Origin of the sequence: Aurantimonas sp. C2-5-R2 (genome assembly GCF_036549495.1) — a bacterium.
GTDB lineage: Bacteria > Pseudomonadota > Alphaproteobacteria > Rhizobiales > Rhizobiaceae > Aurantimonas > Aurantimonas coralicida_A.
This window is the reverse complement of record NZ_JAZHLJ010000015.1, coordinates 35371-51904: the sequence shown is the minus strand read 5'-3', so window position 1 is coordinate 51904 and position 16534 is coordinate 35371. Positions and strand designations below refer to the sequence as shown.

Annotated in this window: 19 protein-coding genes; 12 read left to right on the top strand and 7 right to left on the bottom strand. The window is 64.5% G+C overall.

From position 1 onward, the window contains the following. Positions 1–143: 143 nt before the first annotated feature. The 6 genes from VQ044_RS09565 to VQ044_RS09540 all read left to right on the top strand — a co-directional run bounded on the left by VQ044_RS09565 (position 144) and on the right by VQ044_RS09540 (position 5940). Complete coding sequence (locus tag VQ044_RS09565) at positions 144–809, top strand: DsbA family protein (protein ID WP_327646989.1); 666 nt, start codon at positions 144–146, stop codon at positions 807–809. 237 nt (positions 810–1046) lie between these two features. Next, positions 1047–3527, top strand: a complete 2481-nt coding sequence (locus tag VQ044_RS09560; protein ID WP_327646988.1) for an HWE histidine kinase domain-containing protein — start codon at positions 1047–1049, stop codon at positions 3525–3527. 204 nt (positions 3528–3731) lie between these two features. Next, a complete protein-coding gene (locus VQ044_RS09555) occupies positions 3732–3980 on the top strand; it encodes an accessory factor UbiK family protein (RefSeq protein ID WP_327623073.1) in 249 nt (82 codons plus the stop codon). 277 nt (positions 3981–4257) lie between these two features. Then, on the top strand, positions 4258–4758 hold the full coding sequence (locus VQ044_RS09550; RefSeq protein WP_206454212.1) for a YbjN domain-containing protein: 501 nt from the start codon (positions 4258–4260) through the stop codon (positions 4756–4758). 2 nt (positions 4759–4760) lie between these two features. Continuing rightward, complete coding sequence (gene proC, locus VQ044_RS09545) at positions 4761–5576, top strand: pyrroline-5-carboxylate reductase (RefSeq protein ID WP_327646987.1); 816 nt, start codon at positions 4761–4763, stop codon at positions 5574–5576. Positions 5577–5580: 4 nt separating this feature from the next. Then, complete coding sequence (locus VQ044_RS09540; RefSeq protein ID WP_327646985.1) at positions 5581–5940, top strand: tRNA-binding protein; 360 nt, start codon at positions 5581–5583, stop codon at positions 5938–5940. A 6-nt stretch (positions 5941–5946) separates the two neighbouring features. Here the strand turns inward: VQ044_RS09540 and VQ044_RS09535 are convergent, their stop codons facing one another. The 3 genes from VQ044_RS09535 to VQ044_RS09525 all read right to left on the bottom strand — a co-directional run bounded on the left by VQ044_RS09535 (position 5947) and on the right by VQ044_RS09525 (position 8685). Next, the gene (locus tag VQ044_RS09535) at positions 5947–7242 is read right to left on the bottom strand and encodes an ATP-binding protein (RefSeq protein ID WP_327647021.1); all 1296 of its coding nucleotides are present in this window, start codon (positions 7240–7242) and stop codon (positions 5947–5949) included. Between the two features lie 172 nt (positions 7243–7414). Further along, entirely contained in the window at positions 7415–8140 is a 726-nt protein-coding gene (locus VQ044_RS09530; protein WP_327646984.1) for a response regulator transcription factor, read from the bottom strand. Beyond that, positions 8137–8685, bottom strand: a complete 549-nt coding sequence (locus tag VQ044_RS09525) for a MarR family winged helix-turn-helix transcriptional regulator (RefSeq protein ID WP_327646982.1) — start codon at positions 8683–8685, stop codon at positions 8137–8139. The genes VQ044_RS09530 and VQ044_RS09525 overlap by 4 nt, the downstream gene beginning before the upstream one ends. Positions 8686–8868: 183 nt before the next feature. Here VQ044_RS09525 and VQ044_RS09520 point away from each other — a divergent pair, with 183 nt between their 5' ends. The 3 genes from VQ044_RS09520 (at position 8869) to VQ044_RS09510 (ending at position 11282) form a co-directional block, all read left to right on the top strand. Continuing rightward, positions 8869–9759, top strand: coding sequence for a branched-chain amino acid aminotransferase (locus VQ044_RS09520; RefSeq protein ID WP_327646981.1), 891 nt, complete (start codon positions 8869–8871; stop codon positions 9757–9759). 35 nt (positions 9760–9794) lie between these two features. Beyond that, the gene (locus VQ044_RS09515; protein WP_327623079.1) at positions 9795–10466 is read left to right on the top strand and encodes a spermidine synthase; all 672 of its coding nucleotides are present in this window, start codon (positions 9795–9797) and stop codon (positions 10464–10466) included. Positions 10467–10640: 174 nt separating this feature from the next. Continuing rightward, positions 10641–11282 carry an MBL fold metallo-hydrolase gene (locus tag VQ044_RS09510; protein ID WP_327646979.1) on the top strand — a complete coding sequence of 214 codons (642 nt, stop codon included), beginning with the start codon at positions 10641–10643 and terminating at the stop codon, positions 11280–11282. A 26-nt stretch (positions 11283–11308) separates the two neighbouring features. Here the strand turns inward: VQ044_RS09510 and VQ044_RS09505 are convergent, their stop codons facing one another. Next, positions 11309–12112 (bottom strand): hypothetical protein, encoded by an 804-nt coding sequence (locus tag VQ044_RS09505; RefSeq protein ID WP_327646978.1) that lies wholly within the window; start codon positions 12110–12112, stop codon positions 11309–11311. A gap of 204 nt (positions 12113–12316) precedes the next feature. Then, positions 12317–12532 carry a cold-shock protein gene (locus tag VQ044_RS09500; protein ID WP_327623082.1) on the bottom strand — a complete coding sequence of 72 codons (216 nt, stop codon included), beginning with the start codon at positions 12530–12532 and terminating at the stop codon, positions 12317–12319. A gap of 147 nt (positions 12533–12679) precedes the next feature. Between VQ044_RS09500 and VQ044_RS09495 the strand changes: the two genes are divergently transcribed. Further along, positions 12680–13480, top strand: a complete 801-nt coding sequence (locus tag VQ044_RS09495; protein ID WP_327646976.1) for a pyroglutamyl-peptidase I family protein — start codon at positions 12680–12682, stop codon at positions 13478–13480. Further along, positions 13477–14298 carry a class I SAM-dependent DNA methyltransferase gene (locus VQ044_RS09490; RefSeq protein WP_327646974.1) on the top strand — a complete coding sequence of 274 codons (822 nt, stop codon included), beginning with the start codon at positions 13477–13479 and terminating at the stop codon, positions 14296–14298. Before VQ044_RS09495 ends, VQ044_RS09490 begins: the two co-directional genes overlap by 4 nt. Positions 14299–14386: 88 nt before the next feature. Here VQ044_RS09490 and VQ044_RS09485 read toward each other — a convergent pair whose 3' ends face one another. Continuing rightward, complete coding sequence (locus VQ044_RS09485) at positions 14387–15229, bottom strand: fumarylacetoacetate hydrolase family protein (protein WP_327646972.1); 843 nt, start codon at positions 15227–15229, stop codon at positions 14387–14389. 50 nt (positions 15230–15279) lie between these two features. Continuing rightward, complete coding sequence (locus tag VQ044_RS09480; protein ID WP_327646971.1) at positions 15280–16026, bottom strand: SDR family NAD(P)-dependent oxidoreductase; 747 nt, start codon at positions 16024–16026, stop codon at positions 15280–15282. 204 nt (positions 16027–16230) lie between these two features. Here VQ044_RS09480 and VQ044_RS09475 point away from each other — a divergent pair, with 204 nt between their 5' ends. Next, positions 16231–16524, top strand: a complete 294-nt coding sequence (locus VQ044_RS09475) for a hypothetical protein (protein WP_331827664.1) — start codon at positions 16231–16233, stop codon at positions 16522–16524. Positions 16525–16534 lie beyond the last annotated feature (10 nt).

Sequence of the window (16534 nt, the reverse complement as noted above, 5' to 3'; positions counted from 1 at the left end):
TGCTCACGAAAGCGTGGTTGGGAGCGCCGAACCGCCGGGACGGTGATAGCCCTCAACACGCCCCTTGCCGGTATGTCCCCGCGCGACAGGTGAAGGGCGCGGCGCTGTATCGCCACCCATGACTCGAAAGGCCGATTGCCATCATGTCCGACAACCCGTCTTCATTGCCGCAAACGCCCCATTTGATCTATTTCGCCGATCCCATGTGCTCATGGTGCTGGGGCTTCGCGCCGGTCATGGATGCGATCGCCGAACGTTATCCGGATTTAGCAGTCCGCCTCGTGCTGGGCGGCCTCAGGCCGTTTACCGACAAGCCGATGGACGCGAGCGCCAAGGCAGATATCCGCAACCATTGGGAGCACGTGCGCGACGCCTCGGGGCAACCCTTCGACTTTGCCTTTTTCGAGCGGGACGGCTTCGTCTACGATACCGAACCGGCCGCGCGGGCGGTTGTGACCGGCCGCCAGCTCGGACCCGAGAAGGCCATCGCGCTCGAACACAGGATCGCCCGAGCGTTCTATGCCGAGAATCGTGACGTCACCAACTCCGACACACTGGCCGATCTGGCGGCGGAATTGGGCTTCGATCGCACGGCATTTGTGGCGGCGTTCGCGCGCGAGGAAACCAAACAGGAAACCCTGGGTGATTTCGCGCTGTCCCAGCGCGCCGGCGTCACCGGCTTTCCAACCCTGATCGCCGGGCCGCAGGCGGATGGCAATTACGCCCTCGTCACCGCCGGCTATCAGCCGCCCGAACCGATCCTCGCCCGGATCGGGTCGTGGCTCGCACAAGTCGATCCGGCGGCATGAGGAACTCTGATTAGGAGCGCCGCTCCCGGGGTCGTTGGTCGTCGAGCTTTTTTCGCCGAGACCGGAACGGAAATATCCGGCTTCCATTGACAATAATGGAACAGATCGCAGGTTGCGTCGTTACGCCACGCCAAGGCCGACAAAGCCTCTGCTGTGGCAGCATGGCTGAACGTCTCACGGAACGGGACGATTTGTGGCAGTGAAGGGTTGGCGTAGTGCCGCCCTGGGGCATGGCGGATGGATGCGATAGAGAAGTCCGTAACGCATATCGGCCCGTCGGTCCCCGTCTTCCTGAGCGGCGGCGGCAAGATGGGCGCGCTTATCCGGGCGCATATGTGGCGGGATTCGCCGCTCGGTCCCCCGCAGGACTGGGCGTTGCCGTTGCTGACGACCGTGCGAACGCTGCTTGACTCGAAGGTTCCCATGCTGGCCGCATGGGGCCCCGACCTGCGCGTCCTGTACAACGACAGTTATGCACCGCTCCTGAACGACCGGCATTGCGACGCACTAGGCCGCCCTTTGGCGCAGGTATGGGAGGAGATCTGGTCGGGCGTGCGACCCTTCGTTGAAGGCGCCCTCGCGGGTGAGACGACGGGGGCCGACAACTTGCCGATCGTCATTCCGGGTGGCCTCGAGGAGGAGCGGTATTTCAGCTTCTCCTGTTCGCCGATCTACACTCAGAGCGAAACGGTCGGCGGCATTCTGGTGATCAGCGTCGAAACCACCGGCGACGTGCTGGCCGATCGGCGCCTGAATTTTCGGATAGCGCTCAAGGACCGGCTCCGCGATCTGGACGATCCGCGCGAGGTAATGTTCGCCGCCGCCGAAACCCTCGGCCTCCACCTGCGTGCCGATCGCGTGGGCTATGCCGAGATCGAAGCCGACACCATGTTTTTCGTTGAACGCGATTGGTGCGCCGCCGGGATGCCGAGTCTCGCTGGCCGTCATCGCCTCAACGATTTTGGTCCGGCGCTGATCGCCGAGTTCCGCGCCGGCAATACGGTCGCATTCGCGGATGCTCTGACGGAGCCGTTGACCTCGGGCGAGGACGTCGCCGAAGCCTTCCGGTCGGTCAGTACCTGCGCGGCGATGACCGTGCCGCTCGTCAAGAACGGCACGCTGGCCGGGGTCCTTTACGTACACGGCCGGGAACCCCGGCATTGGACAGAATCCGAAAAAGGACTCGTACGCGAGGTCGCCGAGAGCACTTGGGCGGAGGTCCAGCGTGCGCGGTCGGAATCGGCCCTGCGCGAAAACCACCGGCGGCAGTACCTGCTGCTGCGTTTGCTGGATGGGCAACGCAAGACGCATGACGACCGATTCATGATGCAGGCCGCTGCCGAAGCGGTTGGCCGACATCTCGTCGTCGATCGGGTCGGTTTCTTCGAGATGGCGGAAGATGACACGCTTCAGTTTCTGTCGGGGTGGACCGATGGCCGGCTGCCGCTGTTGACGGTGCCTTTGCCGTCCATCGGCATCGGCACAGGCTATTTGGCCGAGGTTCGGGCCGGCAAGACGCTGGGCATCAGCGATACGCGAGCGGATCCGCTGACCGCGGACTCGTTGTTCGGCGAGATCGGGACCGTTTCGCTGATCGGTGCGCCGATCATTCGCGAGGGCCGCTGGCAGGCCGGCCTTTACGTCAATCACGCCGAGGCGCGTGCGTGGACGGACGACGAGATTGGCCTTGTCCGGGAAGTCGCCGACCAGACCTGGGACGCCGTCGAACGCGCCCGGGCAGAGCGGGCGCTGCAGGGCAGCGATGCGCGTCTGCATCTCGCCCTCGATGCCGGTCGCATCGGGGCCTGGTCGCTCGACATCGGCCGCGACAGCGCCGATCGCACACCGCGACATGATGCGATCTTCGGCTACGAGACGCCGGTGGTAGAGTGGAGCTTCAAGCGCTTCCTCGACCATGTCCTGCCCGAGGAGCGCGACCGGGTCCAGTCATGTTTCCAATCCGCGGTCGAAGGTCAGACCGAGTGGCACCTGGAATGTGGCATCGAACGGGCGGACGGCGCGCGGCGACAGATCGAGGTGAGCGGTCGTCCGCAGCGCGACGCGGCGGGCACCGTCATCGGCTTCATTGGGGTGGTCATCGACATTACCGAGGCAAGGCACGCGGAGGAGCGGCAGGCTCTGCTGGTTCGCGAGCTGCATCACCGTGTGAAGAACAATCTCGCCACTGTGCAGTCGATCATCAACTTCACCTTGCGCACATCCGAGAGCATGGAAACATTTCAGGCCGGCATCGGCAATCGGATCGGCGCCCTGGCGAGAAGCCATACACTGTTGACCGACAATGAATGGAACGGGGCGGAACTGGAGCACATTCTCCGCGCGGAGTTGGAGCCCTATGACGACGGCGGACGGCTGCAACTCGAGGGGCCGCCTTTCTTTCTGCCCGCCGATGCGGCCGTGCCACTCGCCATGGCGGTCCACGAATTGACTACGAACGCCGCCAAATATGGAGCCCTGTTGGTCGAAGAGGGTCGGTTGGACATCCGATGGATGACCGAGGCCTCGCAGGAAGGGCGCAAGCTGAGCCTGGATTGGATCGAGAGGGACGGTCCGCCGGTCTCCCTGCCTACCCGGCGAGGATTCGGGACGACTCTGCTCGAACGGCTGCTGGGGCGTCAACTCGCGGGCGGTGTCGAAATCAAATACCTGCCGCAAGGCGTTCAGGTCCGCATCAAGGCATTGATCCAGAATTCCTGAAACCGGCCGGCTTCCGGCAACGTTGCGGGGGTCGGCTCACGCCCATCTGCGGCGGCGGCGGAACCGATCGAACCGCGTTCCGGTAGGCCAGACCATTGCCATGGGGCCAAGCGCTCTCTACCTCCCAACAGAAGCAACGCCACAACACCATAGCGGAGACGATCCATGTCCACTTCAGGTCCCGGCCGGCAGGGCCCCAACCGAATGCTCGACGAGTTCGCGCGGATGATGACCGACGCCGCCGGTGCCGCCCAAGGGGTGCGCCGTGAGGTGGAGACGGTGTTCAGGGCACAGGGCGAGCGCTTCCTCAACCAGATGGATCTCGTCCAGCGCGAGGAATTTGAAGCTGTTCGCGACATGGCCGCGAAGGCGCGTATGGAGAACGAAGTTCTGAAGAAGCGGCTTGATGACCTCGAGGCACGCGTGCCCAGTGCCAAGCCGAAGGCCGGCTGACAGGTTCTCCACAGGCAATCAACAACTTTCGAACAACCTATGGTCGAACCGGATTATCCTTTGCCGAGAGTCGCTTAAGACTCCCGGCGAGGCCCTTCTCCGGGGTGCCAAAATCGATTGACGGTGAATATTTGGTTAACGCCCCTTAGCGCGAGGACTCGCGGTCTATATGCTGATTCATAAGGGTGATTCGACGCTGTGCGGTGGCGGTGTCACCCCTGCGGGGCGCCTTGGCGGCAATCGGCATCCCCGCCGAATTGGATACGGGGACGTGGACATGAGTCTGATTGAATTTGCCTCTTTGAGGCAGTCTCATCCGGTCGATATGATCGAATGGGTCGCTGCGGCTCGGGAATGGGCGTTCGAGCGCTCGGGCGACGACGAGATCGCGGTGGCGGTGGCCGGAGTCTGGACCGATTACTCGGTTTCGTTCTCCTGGCTGGAGAATATCGAGGCGCTGCATTTGGGCTGCGCCTTCGACCTCAAGATCCCCGCGCATCGTCGCTCCGAAGTGCTCCGGCTACTGGCGCTGATCAACGAGAAGCTGCTCGTCGGGCATTTCGACCTCTGGCAGCAGGAAGGGGCGGTGATGTTCCGCCACGCACTGCTGCTGTCCGGCGGCGCTGAGCCGACCAGCCAGCAGGCCGAACGGATGCTGGCGACGGCGCTGGAAAGCTGCGAGCGCTTCTATCAGGCATTTCAGTTCGTCGTGTGGGCCGACAAGATGGCCGACGATGCGCTGGCTTGCGCGATTTTCGAGACCGAAGGCGAAGCGTGAGCATGGCCGGCGCGCAGCAGCGCATCCTGCTTCTGGGCGGCGGCAACATGGGCGCGGCGCTGCTTGGCGGCTGGCTGGAAAGTGGGCTGGAACCATCGCGCGTGCTCGTCGTCGATCCAAAGATCGGCGATGCCTTGCGCCCGCTGATCGACCGCTACGGCGTGCGCCATGCGACAGGTGTCCCGGGTGAGGCGTTCGACGTCGTGCTTTTGGCGGTCAAGCCGCAGGTGATGGGGGAGGCGCTTCCGGTGTTACGCGCGGCGCTCAAGCCGGCAAGCCTCGTGGTGTCGATCGCCGCCGGAACCTCGGTGGCGGCGATCGAGGCGAAACTGGGTGAGCGACCGGTGGTGCGAGCCATGCCGAACACGCCGGCGCTGATCGGCCGGGGCATCACGGGCGCCTACGCCAATGCGCGGGTCGAAGCCGCGGGGCGCGCCGTCGCGGACGGTCTCCTGTCGGCGAGCGGCCCGGTTGAGTGGGTCGAGAGCGAGGCCCTGATCGATGCCGTAACCGGCGTCTCGGGCAGTGGCCCAGCCTATGTGTTCTATCTCGCCGAATGCCTGGCGAAAGCTGGCGAAACGGCGGGACTGCCGGCCGATCTCGCGATGCGGCTGGCGCGGCACACGGTCGCCGGCGCGGGCGAGTTGATGATCCGGTCCGAGGACACGCCGGAAAAATTGCGCCGGAACGTCACCTCGCCGAACGGTACCACCCAGGCCGCGCTCGATGTCTTGATGGCGGACGACGGTTTGGCGCCGCTGATGCGGCGGGCCGTACAGGCAGCGCGCGACCGTGCCGAGGCATTGTCGAGGGAGTAGGTGAATGTCGGCAGGCAAGGGTCCGGCGCCGGAAATCGGCTTCGACGATTTCATGAAGGTCGATATCCGCGTCGGCACGATCGTCGAGGCGGCGCCGTTTCCCGAAGCGCGCAAGCCGGCGTTTCGCCTGACCATCGACTTTGGCGCGCCGATCGGCCGTAAGAAATCCTCCGCCCAGATCACCGCGCATTATGACGCCGAGGCGCTGGTCGGCCGGCAGGTGCTCGCCGTCGTCAATTTCCCGCCGCGGCAGATCGGCCCGATGATGTCGGAGGTGCTGACCCTCGGCGTACCGGACGCAGCTGGCGAGGTCGTGCTGCTCGGGCCAGGCCACACGGTGCCCGACGGCGGCCGGATGTTTTGAGCGGGCTTAAGCCGGCACGCGAATGAGCGCGCGCAAGCCGCCGAGATCACTGTCCGACAGGAGGATGTCGCCGCCGTGGCTGCGGGCGATGTCGCGGGCGATCGCAAGGCCGAGGCCGGTGCCGCCGCTGTCGATGTTGCGGGCGGTGTCGAGCCGCACGAACGGCTTGAAGACTTCCTCGCGCTGTTCGGCGGCGATCCCGGTGCCGTTGTCCTCGACGGTGATGGTCAGCCACCGTCCCTGGTGGTTGGCGCGGACGCGGATTCGGTCGCCGTGGCGCAAGGCGTTGGTGACGACGTTCGTCACCATGCGGGTGAAGGAATCCGGTCGCACCGCGAGGCGTGGATCGCCGGCGATTTCGACCGCAATCTGCTTGCCCTTCAATTTGGCTTCGGTCCGGAATTTGCCGAGCACCGGGACAAGGTCGAGTTCACCGACCTCCTCGGCCGCCTCGTCCTTGGCAAAGGCGAGATAACCCTCGAGCATGCGCTGCATTTCGTCGACGTCGGCGTTCAACTCGTCCTGGTCTTCGCCTTCGCCGAGCAGGGCAAGCTGCAGCCGGAAGCGCGTCAGGATGGTCCGCAGATCGTGACTGACGCCGGTCAGCATGGCCGTGCGCTGTTCCATCTGTCGCTCGATTCGGTCGCGCATCTGGATGAAGGCGAGCGAGGCGCGCCGAACCTCCGAGGCGCCGCGCGGGCGAAAGTCCGGCGGCATTGGCTGGCCGCGCCCGAAACCCTCGGCCGCCGCGGCCAGAGCCTGGATCGGACGGATCTGGTTGCGTAGAAACAGGATGGCGATGATCATCAGCACCAACGATGTTCCGACCATCCACACGAGGAAAATATGCGTGTTCGAGGCATAGGCGGAGTTGCGCGGCGCGAACACGCGCAAAACCTTCTCGTCCAGCTGGATGCGGACTTCGACGATCTTGGATTGGCCGACCGTATCGATCCAGAACGGTCGCCCGATCCGGGCGGTGATCTCCTCGCTGAGGATGCCGTCGAGGATGTTGAAGAACGGCTTCGGACCCAGAGGGGGCAGGGGACCGGGCGGCAGCACCGAGACATTGAGACCAAGCCGGTTGCGAGCAATGCCGATGACCTGGGAATAGTCGCTGCCCGGCGACTGTGCTTCGACGAGGTCGGTAATAGCCGCGATGTCGCGCACCACGGCGGTCGACAGCCTATGGGTCACGAGCTGCCAGTGCCGCTCCATGAACACCACCGTCACCACACCCTGTAGCAGGACCACCGGTGCGATGATGATGATCAGGGATCTCGCATAGAGCCCCTTCGGCATGAAACGCTGGATGATGCGGGGAATGGGTCGCAGGGGCCCGCGCCAGATGTCGATCGTCGGCAGCTTGCCCCACCCCCAGCGCGGCCGCCACGCGCGGCGCCGGGTAGACGCCCCGAACCGCCACGGCCGCTTTTGGATGAGGCGTTCGATCAGGGTCACGACCGCTCTGGCCTCAATCCGTGTTCAGGCGATAGCCGATGCCGCGCACCGTCTGAAGCCACAGGGGATTTGCCGGGTCGCTTTCGATCTTGCGACGCAGGCGGTTGATCTGAACGTCGACGGTGCGCTCGCCAACCTCCGTCTCGTCTGCAAGAAGATCCTGACGCTGGATCGTCTCGCCCGGATTGCCGGCGAACTGGCACATCATCTCTTGCTCGCGTTCGGTCAGGCGGATGATCTCCGGCCCGCGTTTCAGTTCGCGGCGCGACAGCGTGAAGGTGAATGGGCCGAAGCGCACATGTTCCAGTTTCTGAATCGGCGCCTGGCTCCCGCGCCGCAGGATGTTGTTGATGCGCAAAAGCAGTTCGCGGGGATCGAATGGCTTCGGCAGATAATCGTCGGCGCCGGCTTCCAGTCCTTCGATCCGCTGCTCGGTCTCCGAACGCGCCGTCAGCATCAGCACCGGCGATTGTCGGTCGGCGCGGAACGAGCGCACCAGTTCGATGCCGTTCTCCCCGGGCATCATCACATCGACGATCAGGAGATCGAAGTCGAGCCCGTCGAGGATTCGCCGGGCCTCCCTGGCATTCGCAGCCATCGAGACGCGAAAATTCTGCTCGGACAAGAATCGCGATAGCAGCGAGCGGATGCGACGGTCGTCGTCGACGACGAGAATGTGGGGGGCATCGTCTCCGAGCGATGTCATCTCGCCCGAGGTCTCCCCGGCGAACTCGTTCATAGCGGGTCTTTCCAATTGATGCCTTGCTTCTTGAACCACTCGCGCGTCGCCGGCCGGTCCGCCGCCATCTGCCTGAGAAAGGCGCCGATCGGCGCCGCGTCGGAGGGCGCGGCATCGCTCAACGCCGCGTCGATGCGACGTGCCTGCTCCCGCGAGAGCTCCAGCGTCAGCTCGCGCCCCTTCACGGTCGGATAGAGGCAGCGCTGTCGGCGATCCTCCACCCCCGGCATCTGACGGATGAAGCCATCGTCGATGAGCTGGCGCAACACCCGCGACAGCGATTGCTTGGTGATCTGCAAGAGGTCGAGGAGATCGGTGATGGTCATGCCGGGCGCGCGGTTGACGAAATGCAGGATTCGGTGATGGGCGCGCCCGAACCCGTAGCGGGCCAGAATCGAATCAGCATCGGCGGTGAATTCGCGATAGGCGAAGAACAACAACTCGATCATCCGGAAGTCCGGATTTCCGAAGGTCGGCAGGGGCTCCAGCACAATGGCTTCGGCGGCATCTTCCGTGCGCGCATCGGAGGTCAGGGCAGCATCCATAATTTAGGTCAGCACCATTGACGTAATTTCCTACCATTGTTACACCGGACGGCGAAGAGTGGAAACCGTCGCTGGTCCGCCATCCAGGGACCAGAGACATTGACGCGGATCCACCCCTCGGCCGACAGTCGACCGCCGCCAGATGATGATAGGGAGGACGCCGGAACAGGCGTCGCGAGCACCATGAGCAATGTTCCATTCGACCAGCTTGACGGCGAAATCTGGTTCAACGGCCAGTTCGTGCCCTGGAAGGACGCCAAGATCCACGTACTGACGCACGGGCTGCATTATGCCAGCGCCGTCTTCGAGGGCGAGCGGGCCTACGGTGGCACGGTGTTCAAGCTGCGCGAGCACACCGAACGCTTGATCGAATCCGGTCGCATGCTTGGCTTCGCGCTGCCCTACAGCGCCGACCAGATCGACGCCGCGACGAATGAACTGCTCGAGCGGCAGGGTTTCGCGGACGCCTATGTCCGGCCCATCGCCTTCCGTGGCTCGGAGATGATGGGCGTCTCGGCCCAGAAGAACCGCATCAACGTGGCCATCGCCATCTGGCAGTGGCCGAGCTATTTCGATCCCGAGCAGCGCATGAAGGGCATCCGGCTGGATCTGGCGGAGTATCGACGGCCGGACCCGCGCACCGCGCCGTCCAAGGCCAAGGCCACCGGCCTCTACATGATCTGCACGATCTCCAAGCACGCGGCCGAAGCCAAGGGCTACGCCGACGCGATGATGCTCGATTGGCGCGGCCAGGTGGCCGAGGCGACCGGCGCCAACGTCTTCTTCGTCAAGGACGGCGTCCTGCACACGCCGACGCCCGACTGCTTCCTCAACGGCATTACCCGCCGCACCGTGATAGATCTCGCGCGCCGCCGCGGCATCGAGGTGAAGGAGCGGGTGATCATGCCGGAGGAACTGGCAAGCTTCGAGGAATGCTTCCTCTGTGGCACGGCGGCCGAGGTGACGCCGGTCTCCGAGATCGCCGACTGGCGGTTCACCCCCGGCGAGACGACCCGGCGGCTGGTCGACGATTACACCGACGCCGTACAGCCGAAGCGCGCGGCGGCGGAGTAGGACGCCCGGCGGGCCGGCCGGACGGCGATGCGGCAATGATCCCCTGGCAAAAGCTCGACAGCGCGACGATTCCCGGAACGACCGGTGAGCTCCGGCTGATGCGGCGCGGCACCGAGTTCTCGATCATGCTCGGCGACAACGAACTGATGAACAGCCGCCTCTCAGGCTCGGAAGAAGCGCTCGCGCGTCTGTCCTGCGAGAGAATCGCGGACCGGGCGAAGCCGCACGTCCTCGTCGGCGGGCTCGGCATGGGGTTTACGCTCCGCGCCGTCCTGTCCCATCTCGGCGGCGACGCCAGCGTGATTGTCGCCGAGCTTGTGCCGGCGGTGGTCGCCTGGGCGAAAGGCCCGATGGCGCATCTCGTCGACGGGAGCCTCGACGACCCCCGCGTGAGCATAACGGTGACGGACGTCGCCGAGCTCATTCGCGGCGGCAAGGCAGCTTATGACGCGATCCTTCTGGACGTCGACAACGGCCCCGAGGGTCTGACGAGCCGCGCCAATGACGGTCTTTACGATCTCGGAGGACTGGAAGATGCGCGACGCGCGCTGCGTCCAGGCGGGGTGCTGGCGGTCTGGTCGCAAGGGCCGGACAGCGGCTTTACCGGACGGCTTCGCCGGGCCGGCTTCAGCGTCGACGAGGCGCGTGTGCGCGCCAGCCGCACGGGCCGTGGCGCCCGGCACGTCATCTGGATCGCGACGACATAGGTCCGCGCGTCGCGGAAACCACGTCCAAGCGTTTCGCGAAAGCTTTCCCAGAGCCAAGCAGCATTTGCGCCAAGGGGCAGCGGCGGTTATCCCGTGCTCAACATGGCGGCCGCGCGATCTTGGCTAAGGCTGGACATCAACGCCGACGCACAACTGGTTGAGGAGACTCCCGTTTTGACACAACTCAGCGCCGAGATCGTGCCCGTCACGCCGTTCCAGCAGAACTGCTGCATCCTCTATGACACCGAGGCCAAGACCGGCGTCGTGGTCGACCCCGGCGGCGATGTCGAGCGGATCGTCGCGGCGATCGAGGCCGCCGGCATTGCCATCGAGGCGATCTGGCTGACCCACGGCCATATCGACCACGCGGGCGGTGCGATGGAGCTGAAGGAGCGGCTCGGCGTCGACATCGTCGGACCCCATCGGGACGACGCGTTTTTGCTGTCAGGTCTCGAGAACCAGGCGCTGATGTTCGGCGTCGGCGGCGCGGTGCGCAATTGCACGCCGGACCGCTGGCTGGAAGAGGGCGAGACGGTCGGCTTCGCCGGGCAAGTCTTCGAGGTGCTGCACACGCCGGGCCACGCGCCCGGCCATGTCGTATTCTACCATCGCCAGGCGAAGTTCCTGCATGCCGGCGACGTCCTGTTCGCCGGTTCGATCGGACGTACCGACCTGCCGGGCGGCGACCATGCTGCCCTGATCCACTCGATCAAGCAGAAGGTGCTGCCGCTCGGTGACGATGTCGGCTTCATCTGCGGTCATGGGCCGGGCGGACGCCTTGGCGACGAGCGCCGTACCAACCCCTTTCTGACCTGATAGCCGCGCCCCGTCGGGCCCGGCGGTCAGCCGCCGGTGCAGAACAGGGATTTGCCCGCTGCGTCCATATAGGTGCCGAAATTCGGATCGAAGCTGGGATGCGCGCGGGTGCAGGCACTCAGCCATTCCCGCGTCCACGGCTCGCCAGAGCGCGCCTTGCGCACAGGGCGCGCGCTTCGATCCAACTTTGCGGCGGCATGTCGGTCATAGTTTGGAGCGATGCGGATGATCTTCGCGCCGCCGGTCTCGATGATGTCGATGCCGGAAGCCGGCATGGGACGGCGATCCAGCCGTTCGCGCGCCACGTCGATGACTCGCGGTCCGTTCGGCATGGCGCCGAGGCCGGAATGCCGCTTCCATGCCGAGGCGCGGGAGGGCAGGGCGCGGCGATCGGAGTATCCGGTGGACATCATCGTGAAGGAACCCTGCGAGCGTGCCGAAGCCCCCTGTTTCTCGACTGCGCGCCAGGCACGATTTCGCCCACGCACGGTCAGGACGTCGAAATTCGGCCTGCGTTTGATCGACCCGCCGTCCTCCAGAAACTCCTCCCGTTCATTGGTGGAATAGATATCAGGAGCGGTTCGGATGCCGCCCCCATCCTCGATCAACTCTTCCCGCTCGTCCGTAACGTAGATATCGGGCGCAGTCCGGATGCCACCGCCATCCTCGAGAAACTCCTCGCCCTGAGCGGAAAAGTCGATGATCTGGGCGGTTCTGACGCCGCGATTACTGTTGTGGGACGTTTCGCTCGAAGCGGGCCCCGAGGCCAGCATCAGAAAGGACAGCGCGGCTGCGGTCGTGCGAATTGCCAAGCGATTTCGGCGTTGCATGACGATCTCCCGTTTAGGCCCCTTGCGAGGCGTTCGGCAGAGCCCTTGCACGTGGCGTGCCAGACGATTCTGTTCCATCCCGGCACTCCAACACGGAGATCGGAGACAAAAAAGCCCGCCGTGCGATGCGCGGCGGGCTATCCCAAGCTATTTTGTCCCGTTACGGCACTTTCGCGCCGATTGCATCGGCGCTTCGGTCCGCCGTCAATCGGCCGCTTCCAGGTTGACAGCCTTGGGGCCCTTGCCGCGTTTGTCGGGTTCGGTTTCGTACGAGACCTTCTGGTTCTCCTCAAGGCCAGGCAGGCCGGATGCCTGCACTGCCGAGATATGAACGAAGATGTCCACGCCGCCGTCGTCCGGCTTGATGAAGCCGAAGCCTTTCTCGGTATTGAAGAATTTGACCGTCCCGGTTTGTGCCATTATCGGGGTCCTTATCCTGGCATTACGTGTCGCCGTGTGGCGGTGGCAGGCAAGTCTTGACGAGGAAGGGAACCGATACATCGTGGTATCCGGTTTCGGTATACCACCCGGAGGAGGCGCCTCCGATACGCAGTTCGTCCATTACCTTTGTTCGCGAAATTGCCCAAACATCCCTTGAATGCTATCCCGCGCCGGGCGTTGCAAGTAAAAGTTTCTTGGCAAGCTTCACGTTTCATTTTGGGACAGGCGGTCTCACCCGACCTCCCGCACCGCCCACTGTTCAGGCTCATGCGTTCCATGTCGTTACTCTTCGCCGGCTTTTCTTCCTTTCCGAGCGCGCCGCGCAATCCGACCGAGGATCTGGCGCGCGCGTTGCAGTGCGAGCGAGTCCGCTCCGATGGTCTCCACGCTGAGATTCTGCCCGTCGAGTGGGAGGGGAGCTGGTCGCGGCTTAAGGCCGCGATCGAAGCCGTGCGCCCGACGACCGTTGTGCTGTTCGGCCTCCACCAGCGCGCCGAACGCCTTCGCATCGAACTGGTCGCGCGCAACCGTCGCGAGCTCGGCCATGCCGACGCGGTCGGCGGCTTCCCATCGGGCCCGGCGGTGCTGGACGGTCCCCAGTCGCTGCCTGCAAATCTACCGTGGAACGACGTCGCCGCCGCCTTGCGCAGTGCCGGCGCCTCCTTCGAGTGGTCGACCAATGCCGGCGGCTATCTCTGCAACGATACGTTCTACCGCCTTGCCCATTATGCCACAGCGCTCGGCGTGCAGCGTTTCGGTTTTATCCATGTTCCGCTGAGCGATGAGGCGGTGGCTGACACCGTCGCGAGCGAAGCGGTGCCGGACGTGTTCTGCAGCGTGCCGGCGGCAACCATCGAACGGGCGGCGCGGGCGCTGGCGGCGGCGTTGCACGCCGGCGCGGACGCGAGCCAGGAAGCGTACCTATGAGCGGGTTCGACGAAGCGGCGTTGACGGACGCCTATGAAAGGGCGCTTTCGCTGGAAAAGGCCGGCGCGCACGCGGCCGCTGCCGAAGCCTATCGCGAGTGTCTGGTGATCGATCCCGAGGACCATGGCGGCGCGGCGGTCCGCATTGCGGCCATGGGTCTGGGCGAGGCTCCGGAATCGGCCGGCGATGCCTATGTGGCGACGCTGTTCGACCAGCATGCCGAGGCGTTCGAGGACATTCTGGTGCGCCAGCTCGGCTACGGCGTTCCAGCGCTGATGGCTGCTCGGATCGCGGAGATCGCGCCCGGTCCCTACCAGCGCGTGCTCGATCTCGGTTGCGGCACCGGGCTTGCCGGCGAGGCGCTACGGGATCGGGCGACGACACTGCTCGGCGTCGATCTGTCGGAAGGCATGATCGAGACGTGTTTCGACAAGGGTATCTACGACGATCTCTATATCGGCGAGGCGGTCGGTTTCCTCGCCGAGTTCGACGAGGAAGAACCGTTCGACCTGATCGTCGCCGCCGACGTGCTGCCTTATCTCGGCGGCCTCGACGCGCTGTTTTCCGGAGTCGCCGCACGGTTGGCGCCCGGCGGAATCTTCGGATTTTCAACCGAGACACTGTCCGAGGCAACATTCGCCGGACGCGATTTCATGGTCGGCCTGCACCAGCGCTTCCATCACCGCGAGACGTATCTTGGGGACCGGCTCGCCGCGCACGGATTCGATTGCCTGGAATGCGGACCGATCGTCGTCCGCCTCCAGGAGGGGCAGCCGGCCCCTGGTCATCTGGTGCTGGCGCGGCGTCGGGACTGGTGAGCCGACACTGCGTCAGATTTATAAGGCGGCGGCAGGGGCGGGGGCGCTTCGTGAGCCATGCCGGTCATCCCCGCCGCTGACTGCCGAGTCAGGCCGAAACGACCGTCTGCCTCTGCTCGCCGAGGCCTTCGATCCCGAGCGTCATGACGTCGCCCACCTTCAGGTACTTCGGCGGCTTCATTCCCATGCCCACGCCCGGCGGCGTGCCGGTCGAGATTACGTCACCAGGCATCAACGTGAGAAACTGCGACAGGTAAGACACCATGTGCGGCACGTTGAAGATCAGCGTGTTGGTGTTGCCGGTCTGGCGGCGGTCGCCGTTGACGTCGAGCCACATAGCGAGATTGTGGACATCGCCGACTTCGTCGCGGGTCACCAGCCAGGGACCGAGTGGACCGAAGGTGTCGTGGCTCTTGCCCTTGGTCCACTGGCCCATGCGCTTGGTCTGGAAATCGCGCTCGGACACGTCGTTCATGATCGCGAAGCCGGCGACGTGGTCCATCGCGTCGGCTTCGGACACGTATTTCGCCTTGGCTCCGATGATGATGGCGAGTTCGACCTCCCAGTCGAGTGCCTTGGAGCCGCGCGGCATTTCGACGTCGTCGTTGGGACCGCACAGCGCGGACAGCGCCTTGGCGAAGAGGATCGGTTCGCTCGGCGGCTCTGCGCCGGTCTCGGCGGCGTGGTCCGAATAGTTCAGGCCAATGCACAGGATCTTCTGGATTTGCCCGACGCAGGGGCCCATGCGCGGCGTGCCGTCGACCGCGGGGAGGCTGGAAGGATCGAGAGCCTTCAGCTTGGCAAGCCCGGCGTCGGAGAGGACGTCTCCCGCGATGTCGCCGACATGGGCGCCAAGATCGCGCAGGGTGCCGTTGGCGTCGATAAGTCCCGGCTTTTCTTTGCCCGAGGGGCCATAGCGAACGAGTTTCATGGTGCGTTGTCCGTCCTTCTAACGTGATGGGCAGGAAAGGCGTCGGCGCCTCAGTAGACGGCGCGGCCGCCGGAAATGTCGAACACCGCGCCGGTCGAGAACGAGCAGTCCTCGGACGCGAGCCAGGCGATCATCGCGGCGACCTCGGCGGGCTCGACGAAGCGATTGAGCGGGATTTTCGACAGCATGTAGTCGATGTGCTCCTGGCTCATCTGGTCGAAGATCGCAGTGCGCGCGGCGGCCGGGGTGATGCAATTGACCAGGATGCCGGTGCCGGCAAGCTCCTTGCCGAGCGATTTGGTCAGGCCGATGAGGCCGGCCTTCGAGGCCGAATAATGCGAGGCGTTGGGATTGCCTTCCTTGCCGGCGATCGAGGCGATGTTGACGATCCGGCCATAGCCCTTTTCCAGCATCAGCGGCACGACCGCACGGCTGGTCAGGAATGGCGCGACGAGATTGACCTCGATGGTCCTGCGCCAGACGTCGGGCTCCAACTCCCAGGTCTTGCCGTTGCCGCCGGTAATGCCGGCATTGTTGACGAGGATGTCGATCGCTCCGGCCTTGGCGAAGGCGTCCTTCGCGGCCGCTGCCACCGCGTCGGCGTCGGTCAGTTCGACCGTCTGGCCGCTGGCCTTCGCACCGAGCTGAGTCACCGCTTCCTCGATCGCCGCGCCATCGACATCCCACAGTACCGCCGAACCGCCGCTGGCGAGAATTCGCTCGGCGGTGGCCAGGCCGATGCCGCGCGCGCCGCCGGTGATGATCGCCGTGCGTCCCTGAAGATCGATGCGGTTCATGAGAATCCCCCAAATGGCGGCTCGCGCCGGTCCAACCTTGCGGCCTCATGACATATCGCGGAGAAGGGTGCAATGTATACGTTAGGAGGTGCGGCTCCAGTTTGTGACCTGAAGTTGGAACAGCCCCTAATCGCGCCGATCGCTCATTTTCTATATGCTTCGCGGAAAGCATGGGAGCACGAGATGTCGAAAGCGAGTCCCGCGTTGGAAGCGTTCATTGACGAAACGATCCGAAGGGGTCGTGAGAAAGGCTACGTCCCAACAATTTTTATAGGTATGCGCCAACAACTTGGAACCCGACCTGCCATAGCCAAACTTGTCCAGAGTGGTGATCTTCAGAGCGGCTTCAAGCGCCTGCACAAACTCAATCTGCTGGATTGGACAATCGAAGCCGCGGTAGAGAAGTTCCCTAACGAATTCACCGCTGACGATCTTGGATGCGCATCATTTCGGCTTCGTGAAGCGAGAAAGGGGGATGGCAATGCCGACCGGACCTAGAGACGAGAAG

Excerpts from the sequence above, each read along its gene's own strand:
- VQ044_RS09535 (WP_327647021.1), bottom strand. The coding sequence starts at position 7,242 with ATGCCGAAGGGGCTCTATGCGAGATCCCTGATCATCATCATCGCACCG.
- VQ044_RS09485 (WP_327646972.1), bottom strand. The coding sequence starts at position 15,229 with ATGAAACTCGTTCGCTATGGCCCCTCGGGCAAAGAAAAGCCGGGACTT.
- VQ044_RS09515 (WP_327623079.1), top strand. The coding sequence starts at position 9,795 with ATGATCCCCTGGCAAAAGCTCGACAGCGCGACGATTCCCGGAACGACC.
- VQ044_RS09505 (WP_327646978.1), bottom strand. The coding sequence starts at position 12,112 with ATGCAACGCCGAAATCGCTTGGCAATTCGCACGACCGCAGCCGCGCTG.
- VQ044_RS09550 (WP_206454212.1), top strand. The coding sequence starts at position 4,258 with ATGAGTCTGATTGAATTTGCCTCTTTGAGGCAGTCTCATCCGGTCGAT.
- VQ044_RS09500 (WP_327623082.1), bottom strand. The coding sequence starts at position 12,532 with ATGGCACAAACCGGGACGGTCAAATTCTTCAATACCGAGAAAGGCTTC.
- VQ044_RS09530 (WP_327646984.1), bottom strand. The coding sequence starts at position 8,140 with ATGAACGAGTTCGCCGGGGAGACCTCGGGCGAGATGACATCGCTCGGA.
- VQ044_RS09525 (WP_327646982.1), bottom strand. The coding sequence starts at position 8,685 with ATGGATGCTGCCCTGACCTCCGATGCGCGCACGGAAGATGCCGCCGAA.
- VQ044_RS09520 (WP_327646981.1), top strand. The coding sequence starts at position 8,869 with ATGAGCAATGTTCCATTCGACCAGCTTGACGGCGAAATCTGGTTCAAC.
- VQ044_RS09480 (WP_327646971.1), bottom strand. The coding sequence starts at position 16,026 with ATGAACCGCATCGATCTTCAGGGACGCACGGCGATCATCACCGGCGGC.
- VQ044_RS09555 (WP_327623073.1), top strand. The coding sequence starts at position 3,732 with ATGCTCGACGAGTTCGCGCGGATGATGACCGACGCCGCCGGTGCCGCC.
- proC (WP_327646987.1), top strand. The coding sequence starts at position 4,761 with ATGGCCGGCGCGCAGCAGCGCATCCTGCTTCTGGGCGGCGGCAACATG.
- VQ044_RS09490 (WP_327646974.1), top strand. The coding sequence starts at position 13,477 with ATGAGCGGGTTCGACGAAGCGGCGTTGACGGACGCCTATGAAAGGGCG.
- VQ044_RS09560 (WP_327646988.1), top strand. The coding sequence starts at position 1,047 with ATGGATGCGATAGAGAAGTCCGTAACGCATATCGGCCCGTCGGTCCCC.
- VQ044_RS09565 (WP_327646989.1), top strand. The coding sequence starts at position 144 with ATGTCCGACAACCCGTCTTCATTGCCGCAAACGCCCCATTTGATCTAT.
- VQ044_RS09540 (WP_327646985.1), top strand. The coding sequence starts at position 5,581 with ATGTCGGCAGGCAAGGGTCCGGCGCCGGAAATCGGCTTCGACGATTTC.